The organism is Streptomyces sp. NPDC100445 (assembly GCF_044759735.1).
In the GTDB taxonomy this organism is placed as follows: domain Bacteria; phylum Actinomycetota; class Actinomycetes; order Streptomycetales; family Streptomycetaceae; genus Streptomyces.
Genome location: NZ_JBIVZV010000007.1, coordinates 366,544 through 383,535 on the forward strand (window position 1 = coordinate 366,544; position 16,992 = coordinate 383,535).

The window sequence follows — 16,992 nt, forward strand, 5'->3', positions numbered from 1 at the left end:
GCGGGGACCGTGCGGTCCCGCGAGCGGCGATGAGTTCCGCGGTGTCCGGCGGTCGTAGTGTCGCGAACCCGTGACCGAGGAGGACCTCCGATGCGCAGCGTGACCTATTCGATGGGCGTGTCGCTCGACGGCTACATCGTCGGGCCGGACGGCGGCTTCGACTGGACGGCGCCCGACGAGGAACTCTTCCGCTTCGTCACCGACGAGATCCGAGGCGTCGGCGTCCACCTGATGGGGCGACGGTTGTACGAGACGATGCTGTACTGGGAGACCGCCGACCAGGACCCGTCGCTCGACGCCCCGATGCGCGAGTGGACCGCGCTGTGGAAGCCGCTCCCGAAGGTGGTGTTCTCCACCACGCTGTCGTCGGTGCGGGGCAACGCCCGTCTGGCCTCCGGTGACCCGGCACAGGAGATCGAGCGGTTGCGCGCCGAGCCGGGGGAGGGCGACATCGCGATCGGCGGCGCGACCCTGGCCGCCGAGGTCGCCGCGGCGGGCCTGATCGACGAGTACCGGACCAGGGTCCACCCGGTGCTGGTCGGCGGCGGCATCCCGTTCTTCCCCCGCGACGAGCGGCGGGTGGACCTGGAACTCGTCGAGACCCGCGCCTTCGGTTCGGGAGTCGTCCACCTGCGCCACCGCGTCGTACGTCAGCCGGCTCGCCCGCGCACCCGGGGGAGGGCCGGCCGGTGATCCGGGCCGGGCGCGCATGTCGCCACGGCGCGAGCGTTCCCCTCACCAAGATCTTCATGACCCTAGGGTGGCGCTTGGAGGTGCGGGATGCGAGTGGGTCTGCACGCGCTAGGTATCGGTGTCGGTGCTCGCCCGGAGGTGATCCGCGCGGTGGCCGCCGCGGCGGAGGCGTGTGGGTTCGCGAGGCTGTGGTGCGGCGAGCACGTGGTGCTCGTGGACGCGCCCGTCTCCCGCTACCCGTACTCGCCGGACGGCCGGATCGCCGTGGCCCCGGACGCGGACTGGCTGGACCCGATGCTCGCCCTGACGTTCGATGCGGCCGTCACCAGCCGCATCGAACTCGCCACCGGCATCCTCCTGCTGCCCGAGCACAACCCGGTCCTGGTCGCCAAGCAGGCCGCCACCCTCGACGTGCTCTCCGGCGGACGGTTCGCCCTCGGCGTGGGGATCGGCTGGTCCGCCGAGGAGTTCGCGGCCCTCGGTGTCCCCTTCGCCGGGCGTGGACGGCGCACGGAGGAGCACCTCGCCGTGCTGCGCACCCTGCGGACGCGGGACCCGGCCTCCTTCGCGGGAGAGTTCACCCGGTTCGACGCGATCCGGGTCAACCCGAAGCCGTCGCGCGGTGGCCGGCTCCCGGTCGTGGTCGGCGGCAACGGCGACGCCGCCCTGCGCCGCGCGGTCACGTTCGCCGACGGCTGGTACGGCTTCGGCGTCCCGGTGGCCGAGGTGCCGGCGCGCATCGCGGTCCTCGCCGACGAGTGCGTCCGCCACGGTCGCGCGCCGGAGGAGCTCACCGTCGCCGTCGCGCTCAGCGACGGCGACCCGGAACACCTCCCCGGACTCGACGCGGCGGGCGTCACCGAACTGGTCGTCGTAGGCGCGCCTCCGGCCGCGCCCGACGCGGCGGCGGCCTGGGTCGCGGACCTCGCCCGTACCTGGATCCGCCCCGGGTGACGGCCGGGTCGGCCGGGGCGGATCCAGGCCGGGATGCCGGCGGCCGGGGCGGCGCGCGGTGACCGGTCAGGCCGGACCGGTCAGGTCAGGATCAGTTCCAGCACGGTGACCGAGAGGGGCGGCACGACGCGGGTGAAGGACGCTGCCGCGCCGGTCACGGTGGTCGTCCGGGGCACCAGCACGTCGGGGTCCGTCAGCGTGTTGGTCGTGTCGCGCGAGGGGCCGGTGAGGACCGTCGCGGTGGCGTGCTTCCTGACCCCCTTGGCGAGTCCCGCCAGTTCGATCGGCAGACTCATCTCTTCCGTACGGCAGTTGACGACGGCGAGGTAGAGCCGCTTCCCCTTGCGGGTGGCCACGGCGGCGAGGCCGGGCAGCGCCCGTGCGGTGGCCGGCAACACCGTGTCGCCCAGCCTGCTGGTCAGCATGTGCTGGGCCCAGTAGCTCGGTGACACGTAGCTGGTCAGGTTGTCGTAGGCGATCAGGTTGGTGGCCCAGACGTTGTTCTCGACGTGGGAGAAGAGCGGCGCGTAGCACTCCATGAGGACCTGGTCGGAGTTGCGGATCAGGCCGGCCAGCCAGGCGGCGTCGCCGAGTGCCGCGTCGAGGTCGGGCGTGGGGCGGCCCTCCTGCGCGGCCCACTCCCCGACGAACACCTTCGTCGAGGCGCGGTCCCGGTTGTCGTACTTGTGGGTGGAGGCCTGGGCGGCGGACGGCGCCAGGTAGTAGTGCTCGTCGATCAGGTCCGGGGTCCGGCTCGTCACGGACGTCGTGGCGATCAGCTTCAGCCGCGGGTACTTGGCCTTGATCGCGTCGTGGAAGGCCGCGAACCGCTCCTCGTACGACCCGGAGGAGTCGAAGAAGTCCTCGTTGCCGATCTCCACGAACTCCAGCGGGAACGGCTCCGGATGCCCGTCGGCGGCGCGTCGTGCGCCCCAGGTGCTGGTGACGGGACCGGTGACGTACTCGATCTCGTCGAGCGCGTCCTGGACGAAGGGCCGCAGGGCGTCGCCGGTGACGTGTTCGCCGCTCAGCGAGTAGCCGGCGTAGACGGCGAGGACCGGCTGGGCGTGCATGTCCTCGGCCCACTGAAGGTATTCGAGGAGCCCCAGGCCGTCGGTGGACCAGTAGCCCCAGGCGTCGTCGGCGTGGCCGGGGCGCTCCCAGACCGGACCGATGGTGTGCTTCCAGTCGAACCGTGTGGCGACGGTGTCGCCCTCCAGGTAGTTGCCGCCGGGCAGGCGCAGGAACTTCGGCTTCAGCGCGACCAGTCTCTCCATCAGGTCGACGCGCAGGCCGTTGGGACGGTCGCGGTAGGTGGGCGGGAAGAGCGACACGTGCTGGAGCCACAGGGTCTCACCCGCCGCGGCGGGGTCCGCCGTGGTGACGGTGAGCCTCGCGTCGCCGTCCACCGGCGTGCGGGAACCGGTGCGCAGGGTCAGTTCGAACGGGCGGCCGGGGAAGTCGGTGCCGATGTGCGGCACACGGGCGGACGCGTAGACCGTCGCCCCGTCCGCGGACTCGACGGCCACCGTGAGGGGGCCGAGGTGTCGCGACGCCTTGGCGAACAGCCGGGCGGTGTAGGTGGTCCGGGGCCGCACGGGTATGCCCCAGAAGCCGTCGTTGGCGACGCCCGCCCGGTGTCCGGCACCGGTGCCGCCCGGCAGCACCACCTTGAGGGAGCGGTCGAGCGCGGCGTTGAGCGGGGTGGTCCGGTCCAGCGCGAGGGTCGTGCCACCGACGGCGGACCAGTGGACGGGCGAGGTGGCGTCGGCCATCATCGAGCGGTTCTGCACCAGTTCGGCGTAGATGCCGCCCTCACCGGAGTGGTTGATGTCCTCGAACATCAGGCCGGGGAGGATCGGGGACACGGCGTGCGCGGGGTTGGCGACGTCCACGCTCAGCAGCGGTGTGGTGTTCTCCACGGGGACCCCGGCCAGCGCGGCGATCTGGCCGGAGGTGAGGACGGCCGGGAACAGCCGTACGTCGTCGATCAGGCCGTGCCACTGGTCGACGTGCCCACCGCCGTAGAGGCCGCGGCCGATCGCGGTGTCGCCGCCGCCGGCCCAGCCCGCGGGACAGGCGGTCTCCCCCTCCAGTACGCCGTCGACGTAGAGGCGGATGACCCCGGCGGCGGGGTCGCTGACGCCGGCCAGGTGGGTCCAGGTGCCGGTGGCCGGCGCCGAGGCGGCCGCCGCCACCGCGGCGTTCTGGGCGGCGTCCGAGGGGAGCCGGGCGAAGGCCAGGGTGCCGGTGTCGTCGCGCAGCCCCAGGTAGAAGGAGCTGACGGCCTTGCCGTCGATGCTGACGGCCGTCTGGTAGCCGCCGGGCCGGGCCAGGTTGACCCAGGCGGCCACGGAGAACGCCGCGGAGGTGTCGAGGGCCGGCCCGGACGCCGTGGCGCTGCCGCCCGCCGTGAGGTCCAGGCTGTGGGTGCCGGCCCTGCCGGTGCCCCAGCCGGCCGCGCCCTGGAGCGTCGCGGTGCGGCCGTGGCCGGAGGAGTCGGCGGCGGACGTGCCGGAGCCCTCGTCGAAGGTCCAGTGGACGGCCGCGGCGGGGAGGTCCGCGGCGGCGGCGCGCGCGGCGATGCCGGGGGGCCCGGCGGCCCGGGCGGGAGCGGCGGCGAAGGTCGCGGTGAGGGAGGCGGCGCCCAGGACACCGAGGACGGTTCTGCGTGGCACTCCGGCTGATGAAGGCATGCGGCTCATTCCTTTGTGACAGACCGTTGTGGGGCGTACCGGCGGGAACGGGGCAGCCTGTCCGAGCTGTCAGCTGACCTCGTCCGTGATTTCGAACAGCGATCGGTACTTCGAGCAGCAGGATCTTAGGGTGTCCGCGGAGTCCGTCAACAGCCCTCCGTACACATGACTGACAAGGAGTTGTCATACGCACCCGGACGTCCGCTCCGCCCGAGTCACCGACGCACGCGAGAAGGAGGGCGCATGAGCGTGGAGCAGCCCAGAACGCTGAGGACCGTGACCGGTGCCGGAGGCACCGGGGAGACCTACGACCTGGCGGTCGACCCCGCGCGCTCCACCCTGGACACCGCCGTGCGGGTCGCGCGGCTCGCGGGACGGTCGTCCGTGTCGACCCCTGGGCGGCGATGCTCAACCCGGCGAGCCCGCCGCAGACGGTGCACATGATCCCGGCCGCCTTCATGGTGGCGTCGTTCCTCACCGCCTCCGTCCACGCGGTCGCCCTGCTGCGGGGCTGCCGGGACCACTACCACCGGGCCGGATTCGCGATCCCCTTCGTCCTGGGCGCGGTGGCGGCCCCCTTCCAGATCCCGGCCGGCGACTGGGCGGCCCGGTTCCTGGCCGACTACCGGCCCGCAAAGCTCGCCGCGATCGAGGGCGTCTACCGCACCGGTTCGCACATCCCGCTGACCGTCGGCGGCGTCGCGGGCAAGAACGGCCTGGAGTACGACCTGGAGTACGGCCTGGAGGTGCCCGACGGGCTCTCCCTGCCCCGACATCCGTGCTCGTCCTCGCCGTGCTCACCTGCGCCCACCTCGCCGCCGTCTACCTGTGCGCGGACGTGGCCCGCGAGGGGGACCCGGAGCTGGCCCGGACCTTCGCCCGGCGGGCGGTCGTCACCGGTCTCGACGAGCGGCGCCGTGGCGCTGGCCGGCACGGCCGTGCCGCACGCGGACGCCCCGGAGCTGTTCCACGGCCTCACGCACCGGGCCCTGCCGCTCGTGGTGCTCAGCGCGGTCAGCGGCGTGGCGGGACTCGGACTGCTGGCGACCCGGCGCTATCTGGCGGCGCGCGCGGCAGCCGCGCCGGCGGTGGCGGCGATCCTGTGGTCCTGGGGCGTCGCCCAGTACCCGGCCATGCTCGTCGGCAGTCTCACGGTCGCCCGGAGCGCCTCCCAGCCGGCCGTCCTCTCCGCCTGTCTGATCGCGCGCGCCTGTGGCGCGCTGCTGCTGGTCCCCGCCCTGTGGCTGCTCTACGCGACCTTCCAGCGCGCGGAGACCCCGTGGAACAGCCACCGGCAGCCGCGCTGAGCCCTCGGCCGGACGCCGTCCCCGGCGCGGGGGAGAAAGGCCGGAAGTACGGTACCGCGAGGGTCCGGTGGTGCTCGCGGGGCGGCCGGCGCAGGCGGTGCCGTCCCACCCCGCCCGGCGGAGGCCGGCTGCCCGGATGCGCGGGCCGGGCCGGCCGGTGTCGGGCCCGAGCCGTCACGGCCGGGCCGTGCCTCCCGCCGCCCCGCAGGTCACACGGTCGGGGAGGCGGGTGGACGCCGGGCGGGGCGGGGCCCGGGCCCCGGGCGCGGCGGACGCGCCGAGGCGGCGGGCCGGGCTCCGGTGCTGCCGCCGACGGCCTCGCCGAAGGTCGTGGAAAAGTGGTCTTCGACACCTCGGGGTCTTAGACGCCGCGCAGTTGGGCAGAGATCTGGCCGTGAGTCGTCCGCGAGCGGACAGCGGCAGGAGATTCCGGCCATGTCGCTCAGCCGTCGTGGCCGACGAGCATGTCTGTGCCGGTTTGCGGCGGGTGCGGACCGGGGGGCTCGACAACACGCCGCCAAGACCTGACAAAAACTTGATGCACAAGCGAACCGGCGGCCTCTCGCGGGGTGTTGGCGGCGTCGACGAGACGCCGTGTCGTCGATCCGCTTTTGATCGACTCGGAATTGTTCGAGAGAGGAAGGCACGCGCTGCGTAAGAATGGTGGGACACGGGTTCGACGGGCCGGACGGGCAGGTGGGAGGGGAAGGCGTGGCCGAAATTCGGCTTGCTGCGTAGGTTCCGGTCATTCAAAGATCTTTTCGTACCCCTGTCTTCCGCAGCGTCGCGGAGCTGACGAAACATCGTCCGAAACTTAACCGTCGATGTCGTGGATATCGCGGACGAGTTGCCGTCCGCTCGTCGCCCCGAGGGGCGCGGCTCCACGTTCGGTGTGAACTCATTGTCTCTGGGTGACGGCCGTGCAGGGAAATTGCGACAACGGGCCGGACAGAAGCTCTGGCTATATTGGATTCATGATCCTCATTTCGGTGTTGTGTGGGTGTGTCGACAGCCCGGATACGGCGCGGGGGGAGATGTGACGCGAGGAGAAGGCCGCCCTGCCGGCGGCGCTGTCCTGGAGGCGACAGCAGCGGAGTCCTTAACCCCGGGACGGTCGTCGGACGGTCCGGCCGTCGATCCCGGCCCCGATCCGTCGTGGGACCCCGTGCTGATGGAACGCGAGGAGCAGATCGCGCCGGTGCGGGCGTGGCTGGCCGATCCCCAGCGCATGACCGGGCAGGTGCTCCTGCTCGAGGGAACCGTGGGCGTGGGCAAGACCGAGTACCTGCGCGCGGTGACCGACCGGGTCCTGTCGGCCGGCGCGACCCTGCTGCACGCCGTCTGCTCGCCCGAGGAGCGGGACCTGCCGTTCGGCATCCTCCGTCAGCTGTTCGACAGCCCGTCGCTGCCGGCGGACGTGCGCAAACGCGTGGCGCCCGTGCTGCGGGGCCTCATGGAGTCGGCCCGCGCCGAGGACATGCGTGAGGCCGTGGAGCAGCACAGGGCCACCATCCTGTACGACCTCTTCCCGCCGATCACCGAGCTGGCCGCCACCACCCCGCTCGTGGTGTGCGTCGACGACATCAACCACATGGACGTGGCGTCGCAGCAGTGCCTGCTGCACCTGGTCCGCCGGATGAGTTCGGCGCCCCTGCTGATGGTCCTCACCGAACTCGCCGAGCCCCGCCGCACCCACTCGCCGTTCCACGCCGAACTCCTGCGCCAGTCCTGCTTCGTCTCCACACGGCTCGCGCCGCTCTCACCGGAGGGCACCCGGGCGGTCATCGCCTCGCGTCTCGGCGAGAAGGCGGCCCGGAGGCTGTGCGAGGGCTTCACCGAGTACAGCGGGGGCAACCCGCTGCTGCTCGACGCGTTGATCAACGACGAGCGGCTGTACGGCCAGGTGCGCCAGCAGGGCTACGGCCGGGCGCTGCTGGCCTGCCTGTACCGCGGCGGACCCGAGACGCTGCGGGTGGCGCGCGCCATGGCGGTCTACGGCGACGACGCCTCGCCGAAGGAGCTGGGGACGCTGGTCGACACGGACGTCGCGACCGTGGAGCGGGCCCTGCGCTCCATGACGGAGGCCGGACTGCTGCGACTCGACCGTTTCCGGCACGCCCTGGCCCCGCGCACCGTGCTGGACGACCTGCTCGCCCCGGACCGCGCGGAACTGCACCACCGGGCCGCGGGACTGCTGCGCGGGCAGGGCGCCCCCGCGGCCGACATCGCCCCGCACCTGGCCGAGGCCGGCCGGATACCGGAGCCGTGGGCGCTGCGCGCGCTGCTGGAGGCGGCCTCCGAGGCACTGCTCCACGACGAGGTGCACCGGGCCGTGCGGTACCTGGACTCGGCCCAGCGGTCCTGCACCAGCGAGGAGGACCGCTCGACGATCCAGGCCAAGCTCGCCCAGGCCGAATGGCAGCTCAACCCCCTGGCGTCGCTGCGGCACCTCATGGCCCTCACGGAAGCGGCGCGCGCCGGCCGGCTGGACCACTACGAGGCGATCCTCCTCGTACGGCAACTGCTGTGGCTCAACCGCGCGCACGAGGCCACGGAGGTGCTCGCACTGCTGCGCACCCGGGCGGTACGGCAGCAGTCCGCCACCGTCCCGGCCCCGCCCGGCGCCCCGGAGGTACCGGCCGAGCTGCACGACATGGAACTCTGGCTCGCCTGCACCTACCCGCCGCTCGCGGGACGGGTGCCGGTCGGGGCCGCGCCGGTCGGCCCGGAGGGGGCGCCGACCACCCGGGGCAGGACCTTCTGGCTCCAGACGATCGGCGCGCTCTCCGGCGGGCTCATCCGCAGGCGCGGCGGCGAGACCCAGGAATGGGCCTCGCACGCACTCGGGCAGCTCGACCTCGACCACCATGCCCCCTGGGCCGAGGAGGCCACCCTCCTGGCGCTGATGTCGCTGGTGTACAGCGGCCGGCTCGGCGAGGCCGCCGACCGGTGCCGCGGCCTGGCCGAGCGCCGCACCGGGTCCGCCCCCCCGACGTGGCAGGGCGTCTTCGACGCGGCCGAGGCGGAGATCCGGCTGCGCCGGGGCGAGTTCCCCGAGGCCGTGAAACGCGCCAGGTCGGCCCTGGAGCACATACCGGCCCAGGGCTGGGGCACCGCCGTCGGGCTGCCCCTGGGCACCCTGATCCTGGCCCACTCCCGCATGGGCGAGTTCGACGAGGCCACCGCGCTGGTCACCCGCAGCGTCCCCGACGACATGTTCCAGAGCCGGTACGGGTTGCACTACCTGCACGCGCGCGGGCACTACTACCTCGCCACCGACCGTACGCGAGCCGCGCTCGGGGACTTCCTGTCGTGCGGGGAACTCATGCGCAAGTGGGGCCTGGACCTGCCCGGCATCGTGCCGTGGCGGACCAGCGCGGCCGAGGCGTGGCTGCTCCAGGGCAACCGGGACCGCGCCAAGCGCCTGGTCAAGGACCAACTGGCCATCCCCGGACCGGAGGACGCCGTCAGCCGGGCCCTCGCGCTGCGGCTGATGGCGGTGTTCAGCTCGCTGGGGCAGCGCCCCCGGCTGCTCGGCGAGGCGGCCGACATCCTGGAGGGGGCCGACTGCTACTACGAACTGGCCCGGACCCTCTCCGACCTGGGCCGGGCCCACCACGCGCTGGGCAAGCACCGCCGGGCACGGGTGGTCGTACGGCGGGCCTGGCACGTGGCGCACCTGTGCAAGGCGGAACCGTTGTGCCAGGAACTGCTGCCGGACATGAGCGGCGAGGCGCGGCCGGCGGAGGACGCGGAAGGGACGACGGCCCTCGCGTCGCTCACCAACTCCGAGCGGCGGATCGCCTCGATGGCGGTCAAGGGCTACACCAACCGTGAGATCGCGGAGAAGCTGTTCATCACCCCCAGCACCGTGGAGCAACACCTGACACGTGTCTACCGCAAGCTGGCCGTCAAGAACCGGCAGAGCCTGCCGGGCTACCTGCGCAGCGACGCCGGCTGACCCACCGGCGCCGGCCGGTCCGCACCGGGCGACTCCCGCTCGTCCGGCGCGCGGCCCGGCGGTCACCGCCGCGGCCGCCCGGGCGACGGCAGTGCGCGCCGCCCCTCCGGGAGCGCCGCGTCCCGGACGACGCGGTGAGCGGCACGCAGCCCCTGCGCGGTGGCGCGCACCGCGTCGAGGCCGTCCGTGCCGGCGGCGCCGCCAGCGGTCTCGAAGGGGACGCCGGCCCGCCGCAGTACGGCGGCGACGTCCCGTTCGCTCTCCTGGCCGGTGGCGAGGACCACGTGGTCGGCGGCGACGAGCCGCCGGTCGCCCTCGGCACCGACGACGATCACACCGTCACGGGTGATCTCCTGGTACGCGACGCCGGTGAGCAGACACACCCCGGCCGCGCGCAGCCGCTCCATCACCACCCACCGGGTGGATGGACCGATGCCGGCGCCGATCCTGCCGCCGCGTCGCATGACCGTGACCTGGCGGGACCCGGGGGCCGGCGGGCCGTCCACCGCGTCCGCCGCGCCGGCCGGGGCCGCCCGGAACGGCATCACGACGGCGTGGGAGGCGAGGAACTCCTCCGGGGTAGGGGCGGCGAGGGAGGGCTCGGTGAGGAGGTGGGCCAGGTCGACGGCGATCCCGCCGCCACCGATGACGGCGACCCGCGGGCCGAGCGCGTCGGGGTCGGCGAACGCCCGGGCGTAGTCCAGGACGTGCGGCAGGGTGTGGCCGGGCAACCGCGTCCGGCGGGGACGGACCCCGGTGGCGACCACGACACCGTCCAGGGCGCGCAACGCGGGCACGTCCCGGACCCCGACGCGGTGGCCCAGACGTACGGGCACGCGCAGCTCGGCCAACTCCCGGACCCGCCGCCGTACGGTCTCGCCGAAGTCCGCCTTGCCCGGCACCCGGGCGGCCATCCGGAACTGGCCGCCGGGCTCGTCGGCCGCCTCGTACACCTCGACCTCCTGCCCGAGCCCCGCCAGGGTGCGGGCGGCCTCCAGCCCGGCGAGTCCCGCCCCGATCACCGCGTACCGGCCCCGGCGGGGGGTCGGGCGGCGGGCCGGCGGGCGGGGGAACTCGCGCTCGTGCCCGGCCCGCGGGTTGACCAGGCAGGACACCCGCTCGGTGCCGAACGACCGGTCGATGCAGGCCTCGTTGCAGGCGACGCAGAGGTCCACCGACGCGGCGCGGCCGGCGCGGGACTTGGCGACGACGGCCGCGTCCGCGAGGAACGGCCGGGCCATGGCCACCAGGTCGATGTCACCCCTGGCCAGCGCCTCCTCCGCCTGCGCGACCTGGTTGAACCGGTTGGAGGCGATGACGGGCAGCCCGCCGTGGCCCGCCTCCCGCAGCGCCCGCTTGACCCCCTCGGCGTACCCGGCCCAGGTCCCCGGCGGCACCTGGGCCTGCACGGTCGGCACCGGCGACTCGTGCCAGCCGACGCCCACCGCGAGCGCGTCGGCACCGGCCCCGGCGAGCGCGACGGCCAGCGCGGCCGTCTCCTGCCACGGGGTGCCGTCGGCGACGAGGTCGGCGCCCGACATCCGGAACAGCACCGGGAACCCCGGACCCACCGCCGCCCGTACGGCCCGCAGCACCTCCACGGGCAGCCGGCGGCGCCCCTCGGCGTCACCGCCCCAGCCGTCCTCACGCCGGTTGGTGAGCGGTGCGGTGAACTGGTTCAGCAGGTAGCCCTCGGAGCCCATCACCTCCACGGCGTCGAAGCCGAGCTCGCGGGCGGTCGCCGCGGCCCGCGCGAAGTCGGCCGTGGTCGCGGTGATCCGCTCCCCGGTCATCTCCCGCGGCACCGCACGGGAGAACCGGCTGTACACGGCGGACGGCGCGAGCGGCGCACCGCCGTCCCCGCCGGGCAGCGCGTACCGCCCGGCGTGGAAGAGCTGGAGGGCGATGAGGCCGCCGGCGTCGTGCACCGCGCGGGCCGCCCGGCGCAGCGCGGACCGGTGGCCCGCGTCGTCGATGACGCCGTAGCCGGGTCCGCCGGCAGCCTCCCGGTTCACGGCGGTGCCGCCGGTGACGATCAGCCCGGCGCCACCGTGCACGCGCTCCGTGTAGAAGGCGGCCAGGGCCGCACCACCGTCGTCCAGGGTCTCCAGGTTCAGGTGCATGGCGCCCATGACGATGCGGTGCGGCACGGTGAGACCGCCGATGTCGCAGGGCCTGAAGACATGATCGAACACCCGCGGTCCCCCTCCTCGCTGACTCGGCTCAGACGTCGCGGACCGGCCGGGGCGGCAGCGCGAGCGCGTCGCCCGCCTCCGCGAAGAACGGCGGCGCCACGACGCTGAGCCCGCCGTCGACCACGAGGGTCTGCCCGGTGATGTAGCCGGCCCCGTCACCGAGGAGGAAGGCGATGGTGTCGGCCATCTCCCGCACGGTGCCCGGACGGCGCGCGGGGATGCGGTCCAGGACGCTCCGCATGGGCGGCATGCCCTCGATGCCGTAGAAGAACTCCAGCGAGTCGGAGTCGATGAGTCCGCCGTTGACCGCGTTGACGTTGATGCCGTACGGGGCGAACTCCACCGCCATGTACCGCACCCACGACTCGACGGCGGCCTTCATGCCGCCGAGCATCGCGTACGTGGGGTAGGCGCGGATCGAACCGTAGGAGGACAGCGCGACGATCCGCCCGCCGTCGTCCATCAGCCGTACGGCCTGCTGCGCCCCCAGCACGAACGGCCGCAGGTTCATCGCGTACGAGCGGTCCAGGTGGTGCGGGCCGAGGTCGACGATGTTCTTGAACGCGCTCGCCGCCGCGTTGGAGACGAAGTGGTCGAGCCGCCCGCAGCGCCGCGCCACCTCGTCGAAGAGCGCAGTGACGCCCTCGGTGGTCTCGATGTCCGCCCGGACGGCGAAGCCGCGGCCGCCGGCCTCCTCGATGTCCGTGACCGTCTTCTGCGCCAGGTCGGCGTTCTTCTTGTAGTTGACCACCACGGTGCCGCCCTGCCGGGCGAGGGTGAGGGCCAGGGCGCGGCCGATGCCGCGCGAGGCGCCGGTGATCAGCGACACCCGCTCGCGTTCCGACGGCTGCCGGTCCGCTTCGTCCCGCCGGTCGTTCATCGGATCGTCCCTTCCCCGTCACGGGCCGCGGCGCGCTGGAGCAACTCGCGGAAGACCACTGCCTTCTGCACCTCGTTGGTGCCTTCCTCGAAACGCTGCGCACGGGCGTCGCGGTAGACCCGCTCGATCTTCTGCGACTTCCAGTAACCGAGCCCGCCGTGCACCTGGAGCGCCTTGTCGGTGACGGTCGTCAGCATCGTCACCGCGTGCATCTTCGCCATCGACGACTGCATCGACGCGTCGTCGGCGCCCTCCTCGAAGCGGCGGGCGGCGTGCAGGGTCAGCTGCCGGGCGGCCTCGATGTCCGCCGCGTTCTCGGCCAGCATGAACTGGATGGCCTGGCGCTGGGTGAGCGACTTGCCGAAGGTCACCCGGTCCCGGGCGTACCCGACGGCCAGCTGCTGGGCGCGCTGGGCGAGTCCGACGCAGCTCATCGCCACGGAGATCCGCGACGGGGTGAGGAACCCGCCGAGGAACACCTCCAGGCCCTCGCCCTCCGCGCCGAGCCGGTGGTCCACCGGCACCGGGGTGCGGTCGAAGGTCAGCGACGCGTGCTCGGTGCCCGTGACCCCCATCGTGCGGGAGGTGTCCTCGACGGTGACGCCCGGGGCGTCGCGCGGCACCAGCAGCGCCACCGTGCCCGCGTGACCGGTGCTGCCCGCGACCCGGGCGGCCAGCAGGTAGTAGTCGCAGCGCACCCCGAAGGTGATCAGGTGCTTGCGCCCCGACAGGTGGTAGGTGTCGCCCTCGCGGACCACGGAGGTGGTGATGTCCGCGCCGGTTCCGTTGCCCGGCTCGGTGAGCGTGAAGGCGATCTTGATGTCGCCGGTGACGGAGGGGATGACGAAGCGCTTGCGCTGGTCGTCGTCGGCGTGGCCGTCCATGGCCCGCCAGATGCCGTTGACGACGTGCACGATCATGCGCACGGAGCCGTGCGAGCGGGAGAAGATCTCCATCAGCTCCATCCAGCGCGTGAAACCCAGGCCGTGGCCGCCGTACTCCCCGGGGGCCGCCAGCCGCAGGAATCCCAGGCCGTTCAGCTCGGCCCACAACTCATCGGGGACCTCCCCGGTCTCCTCGATGCGTTCGGCCCAGCGTTCGCCCGGTCCTTCCACCCAGTGCTCCACCTGGGCGCGCAACGCGTGGAACCGCTCCTCGTCCGTCATCTGCTGCCTCTGTCCTCTTCCTCGTCGCGGTGTGGTGTCCGCCCGCCCCGTCCGTCGCCGCGGCGGGGCGGGCGGGGTGTCAGACGGTGTCCTCGTCCTGCGGCCGCAGCCCTCGGGCCAGGGCCCGCAGCTCGAACTTCTTCACCTTGCCGATCGGGTTGCGCGGCAGCGCGTCGACCGGCACCAGGCGCTCCGGCCAGTACTGCTTGGCCACCTGGTGTCCGTCCAGGTGGCGCCGCATCTCCTCGAACGTCGGCCCGGTCGCGCCGGCCGGCACCACGAACGCGCAGGCGCGCTCGCCGAGCCGCTCGTCCGGCATGGCCACCACGGCCACGTCCGCCACCAGCGGGTGCCCGAACAGCAGTTGCTCGATCTCCGCGACGGGGATCTTCTCCCCGCCGCGGTTGATCACGTCCTTCACCCGGCCGGTGATCCGCAGGTAGCCGGCGTCGTCGATCGTCGCCAGGTCACCCGTGCGGTACCAGCCGTCGTCGGTGAACGCCTGCGCCGTCAGGTCGGGACGGTCGAGGTAGCCGTCGAAGACCGTGGGGGAGCGCAGTTCGAAGTTGCCCTCCTCACCGGCGGGCAGGACACGCCCCTCGTCGTCCGTGATCCGCAGCTCGACGCCGTCCAGCACACGGCCGTCGGAGCCCCAGCGCTGCCGCGGCTCGTCCCCGGGCGCCGACAGGGCGCCCAGGCACGTCTCGGTGGTGCCGAACGCCCCGCACACCTCCGTGCCGAGGACCTGCCCCGCCCGCTCGGCCAGAGCACGCGGCACCATCGCGCCCGTCGCGACGAAGATCCGCAGGTGGCACGGTGTCTCACCGCTCTCCTCCACCGCCTTGACCAGGTCGGACAGGAACGGCGTCGCCGCCTGCACGAACGTGGCCCGGTGCTCGTCGAGCGAGCGCAGCGCCCGCTTGGCGTCCCAGTCCGGCTGGAGGATCTGCGGCACGCCCAGCACGAGCGCCAGCACCATGCCGTACAGGAAACCCGTCTGGTGGGCGAGCGGCGACGGCACCCAGACGGCGTCCCGCGCACCGAGCCCGAGGTGCCGCACCTCCATCGAGGCGGCCCGCACCAGATTGCGCGTGGGCTGGGTGACCCCCTTGGGCTCGCTGGTGGTGCCCGACGTGAACAACAGCTGCGCCGTCATGTCCGGCGTCGGCACGATCGCGTCGAGCGCCGCGCGGTCGGTCTCGGTCGTCTCCAGGGCCCGCAGCCAGTCGTGCACGGTCGTGCCGGGCACGGAGGTCTCGGGCAGCTGGGCGGCGCCGCCCGACGCGGCCAGCACCACCACGTGCTCCAGGCGCGTGTCCGCGCCGTCCTCGGCGACCAGGTCCAGCACCTCCTGCGCGGGCCTGCGCGAGCGGTGCCGGTCCGCCACCACCAGCACCCGGGCCCGGGACCGCCGGAGCACGAACCCGACCTCGCGTTCCCGGAAGAACGGGATGACGGGACAGCACACCGCCCCGACGCGCAGCGCCGCCAGCGACAGCACCACGAACTCGACGCGGTTCGGCAGCTGGTAGGCCACGTGCTCGCCGGGCCGCACCCCGAGACGCAGCAGCAGGGCCGCCGCGCGGTCCACCTGGTCCGCCAGCTCGCGCCAGGTGACCACCTCGTCGTGGTCGGAGCGTACGTCCACCACCGCCGTATCGTCGGGCCGGCCGGCGGCGTGCCGGCGCAGCCGCTCCGTCAGCGTGATCCGCGACTCCGCCTCCGGGTCGCCGGCCCCGCGCCCCGGACGTGCGGCGCGCCCGCCCGCCCCGGCGGGACCCACCGGGCCGCTCTCCACCGACATCGGGACACCGAGGGTGTTCATCGCGTCGAGGAACGTCGGGTAGGAGATGCGGTACGCGTTCGGATAGGTCAGCGTCGAACTGCCGCGCGCCCGGGACGACGCTACGGCCAGCGACATCAGGACCCGGTGGTCGTTGAACGACGACAGCCTCGTGCCGGCCAGCCCCTCAACGCCCCGCACCCGTAACTCGTCGGCCGACAGCTCCAGGCGGCCGCCCATGGCGTTGAGCTGGAGCATGGCCGCGGCGCGGTCGGACTCCTTGAGCCGGGTGTGCGCGATGTTGCGGAACACCGACTCGCCGTCCGCGAACGTGCCCAGCGTGGACAGGATCGGCAGCATGTCCGGCACGTCGCGGCAGTCGACGTCGACCGCCGTCAGCCGCGGCGCGTCCTGTCGCATGCGCAGGCCGCCGGCTCCCTCGTCCACCTCCATCGGTACGCCCATGGAGCGCGCGATGTCCAGGAAGTGGAACTCGGGGTGGTCGGCCGGCCCGCCCCGCAGGGACGTCACGCCGCGCAGCAGTACGTCGCAGGGGTGCAGCGCGGCGGCCGCGATGCCGAACGCGGCCGAACCGATGTCGGGCGGCAGGGTCAGCTCGACGGCGCGCGCCCGCTGGCCGCCTTCGACGTCGAAGCGCCGCCAGTCCGCGGACACGGTCACCCTGAGGCCGAACCGCCGCATCATCGCCACGGTCAGCTCCAGGTAGGAGCGCTCGTTCAGTTCCCCCTCCACCTCGATGGTGGTGGGCCCCGTGGCGAACGGCGCCAGCAGGATCAGACCCGATATCCACTGCGACAGGGTCCCCGCGATCCGTACCCGCCCTCCCGAGGGCAGCCGGTCCCGCACGTGGACGGGCGGGCAGTCGTCCTTCGACTCCAGGCCGACGCCCAGCTGTTCGAGCGCGCGCAGCAGCGGGCCCACCGGACGCCGCCGGAAGTACTTCTGCCCGGTCACCGACACGGCACGGTCGGACAGCGAGGCCAGGCCGATCATGAAGTAGAGGGTGGTGCCGGAACTGCCCGCGGAGACGGTGTCCCGGCGCGGCCTGTAGCGCCCGCCGAGACCGTGCACCACATAGGTGTCGCCGTCCTTGGCGATGCGCACGCCGAGGTCGCGCAGCAGCCGTACGGTGTACCCGACGTGCCGGGCGTCGGACAGCCCGTGGACGAGGCTGACGCCGTCGGCCAGCGAGGCGAGGATCAGCGCGCGGTGCGCGTGGTACTTCGAGTTCGGGACGAGAATCTCACCGGTGACCCGGCGCCGGATTCCGTTGACCAGAAGATGCATGGGGACCCGCTACTCCCTGACCGTGGACAGGTGGCCGGAACAGGAAAGG

9 protein-coding genes are annotated in these 16,992 nt (G+C 73.4%); 4 read left to right on the forward strand and 5 right to left on the reverse strand.

What is annotated here, in order from left to right; translation table 11 throughout:
- Positions 1 to 90: 90 nt before the first annotated feature.
- Positions 91 to 693, forward strand: a complete 603-nt coding sequence (locus tag ACIQVT_RS19600; RefSeq protein WP_403754842.1) for a dihydrofolate reductase family protein — start codon at positions 91 to 93, stop codon at positions 691 to 693.
- 87 nt (positions 694 to 780) lie between these two features.
- The gene (locus ACIQVT_RS19605) at positions 781 to 1,647 is read left to right on the forward strand and encodes an LLM class F420-dependent oxidoreductase (RefSeq protein ID WP_403754845.1); all 867 of its coding nucleotides are present in this window, start codon (positions 781 to 783) and stop codon (positions 1,645 to 1,647) included.
- An 80-nt stretch (positions 1,648 to 1,727) separates the two neighbouring features.
- On the opposite strand, the gene ACIQVT_RS19610 is transcribed toward ACIQVT_RS19605, so the two are convergent.
- Positions 1,728 to 4,343, reverse strand: a complete 2,616-nt coding sequence (locus ACIQVT_RS19610) for a LamG-like jellyroll fold domain-containing protein (protein ID WP_403754849.1) — start codon at positions 4,341 to 4,343, stop codon at positions 1,728 to 1,730.
- A 404-nt stretch (positions 4,344 to 4,747) separates the two neighbouring features.
- On the opposite strand from ACIQVT_RS19610, the gene ACIQVT_RS19615 reads away from it, so the two are divergent.
- Both ACIQVT_RS19615 and ACIQVT_RS19620 read left to right on the forward strand, forming a co-directional pair.
- Positions 4,748 to 5,650, forward strand: a complete 903-nt coding sequence (locus ACIQVT_RS19615) for a cytochrome ubiquinol oxidase subunit I (RefSeq protein WP_403754852.1) — start codon at positions 4,748 to 4,750, stop codon at positions 5,648 to 5,650.
- 1,171 nt (positions 5,651 to 6,821) lie between these two features.
- Positions 6,822 to 9,611, forward strand: a complete 2,790-nt coding sequence (locus ACIQVT_RS19620; protein ID WP_403754855.1) for a LuxR C-terminal-related transcriptional regulator — start codon at positions 6,822 to 6,824, stop codon at positions 9,609 to 9,611.
- Between the two features lie 62 nt (positions 9,612 to 9,673).
- Here the strand turns inward: ACIQVT_RS19620 and ACIQVT_RS19625 are convergent, their stop codons facing one another.
- The 4 genes from ACIQVT_RS19625 to aroA all read right to left on the reverse strand — a co-directional run bounded on the left by ACIQVT_RS19625 (position 9,674) and on the right by aroA (position 16,943).
- Positions 9,674 to 11,806, reverse strand: coding sequence for an FAD-dependent oxidoreductase (locus ACIQVT_RS19625; protein WP_403754858.1), 2,133 nt, complete (start codon positions 11,804 to 11,806; stop codon positions 9,674 to 9,676).
- A gap of 28 nt (positions 11,807 to 11,834) precedes the next feature.
- Positions 11,835 to 12,686: an SDR family oxidoreductase gene (locus ACIQVT_RS19630; protein ID WP_403754861.1), complete on the reverse strand. Its 852-nt coding sequence runs from the start codon at positions 12,684 to 12,686 to the stop codon at positions 11,835 to 11,837.
- A complete protein-coding gene (locus ACIQVT_RS19635) occupies positions 12,683 to 13,852 on the reverse strand; it encodes an acyl-CoA dehydrogenase family protein (protein ID WP_403754864.1) in 1,170 nt (389 codons plus the stop codon). Before ACIQVT_RS19635 ends, ACIQVT_RS19630 begins: the two co-directional genes overlap by 4 nt.
- 79 nt (positions 13,853 to 13,931) lie before the next feature.
- Entirely contained in the window at positions 13,932 to 16,943 is a 3,012-nt protein-coding gene (aroA, locus tag ACIQVT_RS19640; RefSeq protein WP_403754867.1) for a 3-phosphoshikimate 1-carboxyvinyltransferase, read from the reverse strand.
- Positions 16,944 to 16,992 lie beyond the last annotated feature (49 nt).

Excerpts from the sequence above, each read along its gene's own strand:
- ACIQVT_RS19615 (WP_403754852.1), top strand. The coding sequence starts at position 4,748 with ATGCTCAACCCGGCGAGCCCGCCGCAGACGGTGCACATGATCCCGGCC.
- ACIQVT_RS19620 (WP_403754855.1), top strand. The coding sequence starts at position 6,822 with ATGGAACGCGAGGAGCAGATCGCGCCGGTGCGGGCGTGGCTGGCCGAT.
- ACIQVT_RS19600 (WP_403754842.1), top strand. The coding sequence starts at position 91 with ATGCGCAGCGTGACCTATTCGATGGGCGTGTCGCTCGACGGCTACATC.
- ACIQVT_RS19610 (WP_403754849.1), bottom strand. The coding sequence starts at position 4,343 with ATGCCTTCATCAGCCGGAGTGCCACGCAGAACCGTCCTCGGTGTCCTG.
- aroA (WP_403754867.1), bottom strand. The coding sequence starts at position 16,943 with ATGCATCTTCTGGTCAACGGAATCCGGCGCCGGGTCACCGGTGAGATT.
- ACIQVT_RS19630 (WP_403754861.1), bottom strand. The coding sequence starts at position 12,686 with ATGAACGACCGGCGGGACGAAGCGGACCGGCAGCCGTCGGAACGCGAG.
- ACIQVT_RS19635 (WP_403754864.1), bottom strand. The coding sequence starts at position 13,852 with ATGACGGACGAGGAGCGGTTCCACGCGTTGCGCGCCCAGGTGGAGCAC.
- ACIQVT_RS19605 (WP_403754845.1), top strand. The coding sequence starts at position 781 with ATGCGAGTGGGTCTGCACGCGCTAGGTATCGGTGTCGGTGCTCGCCCG.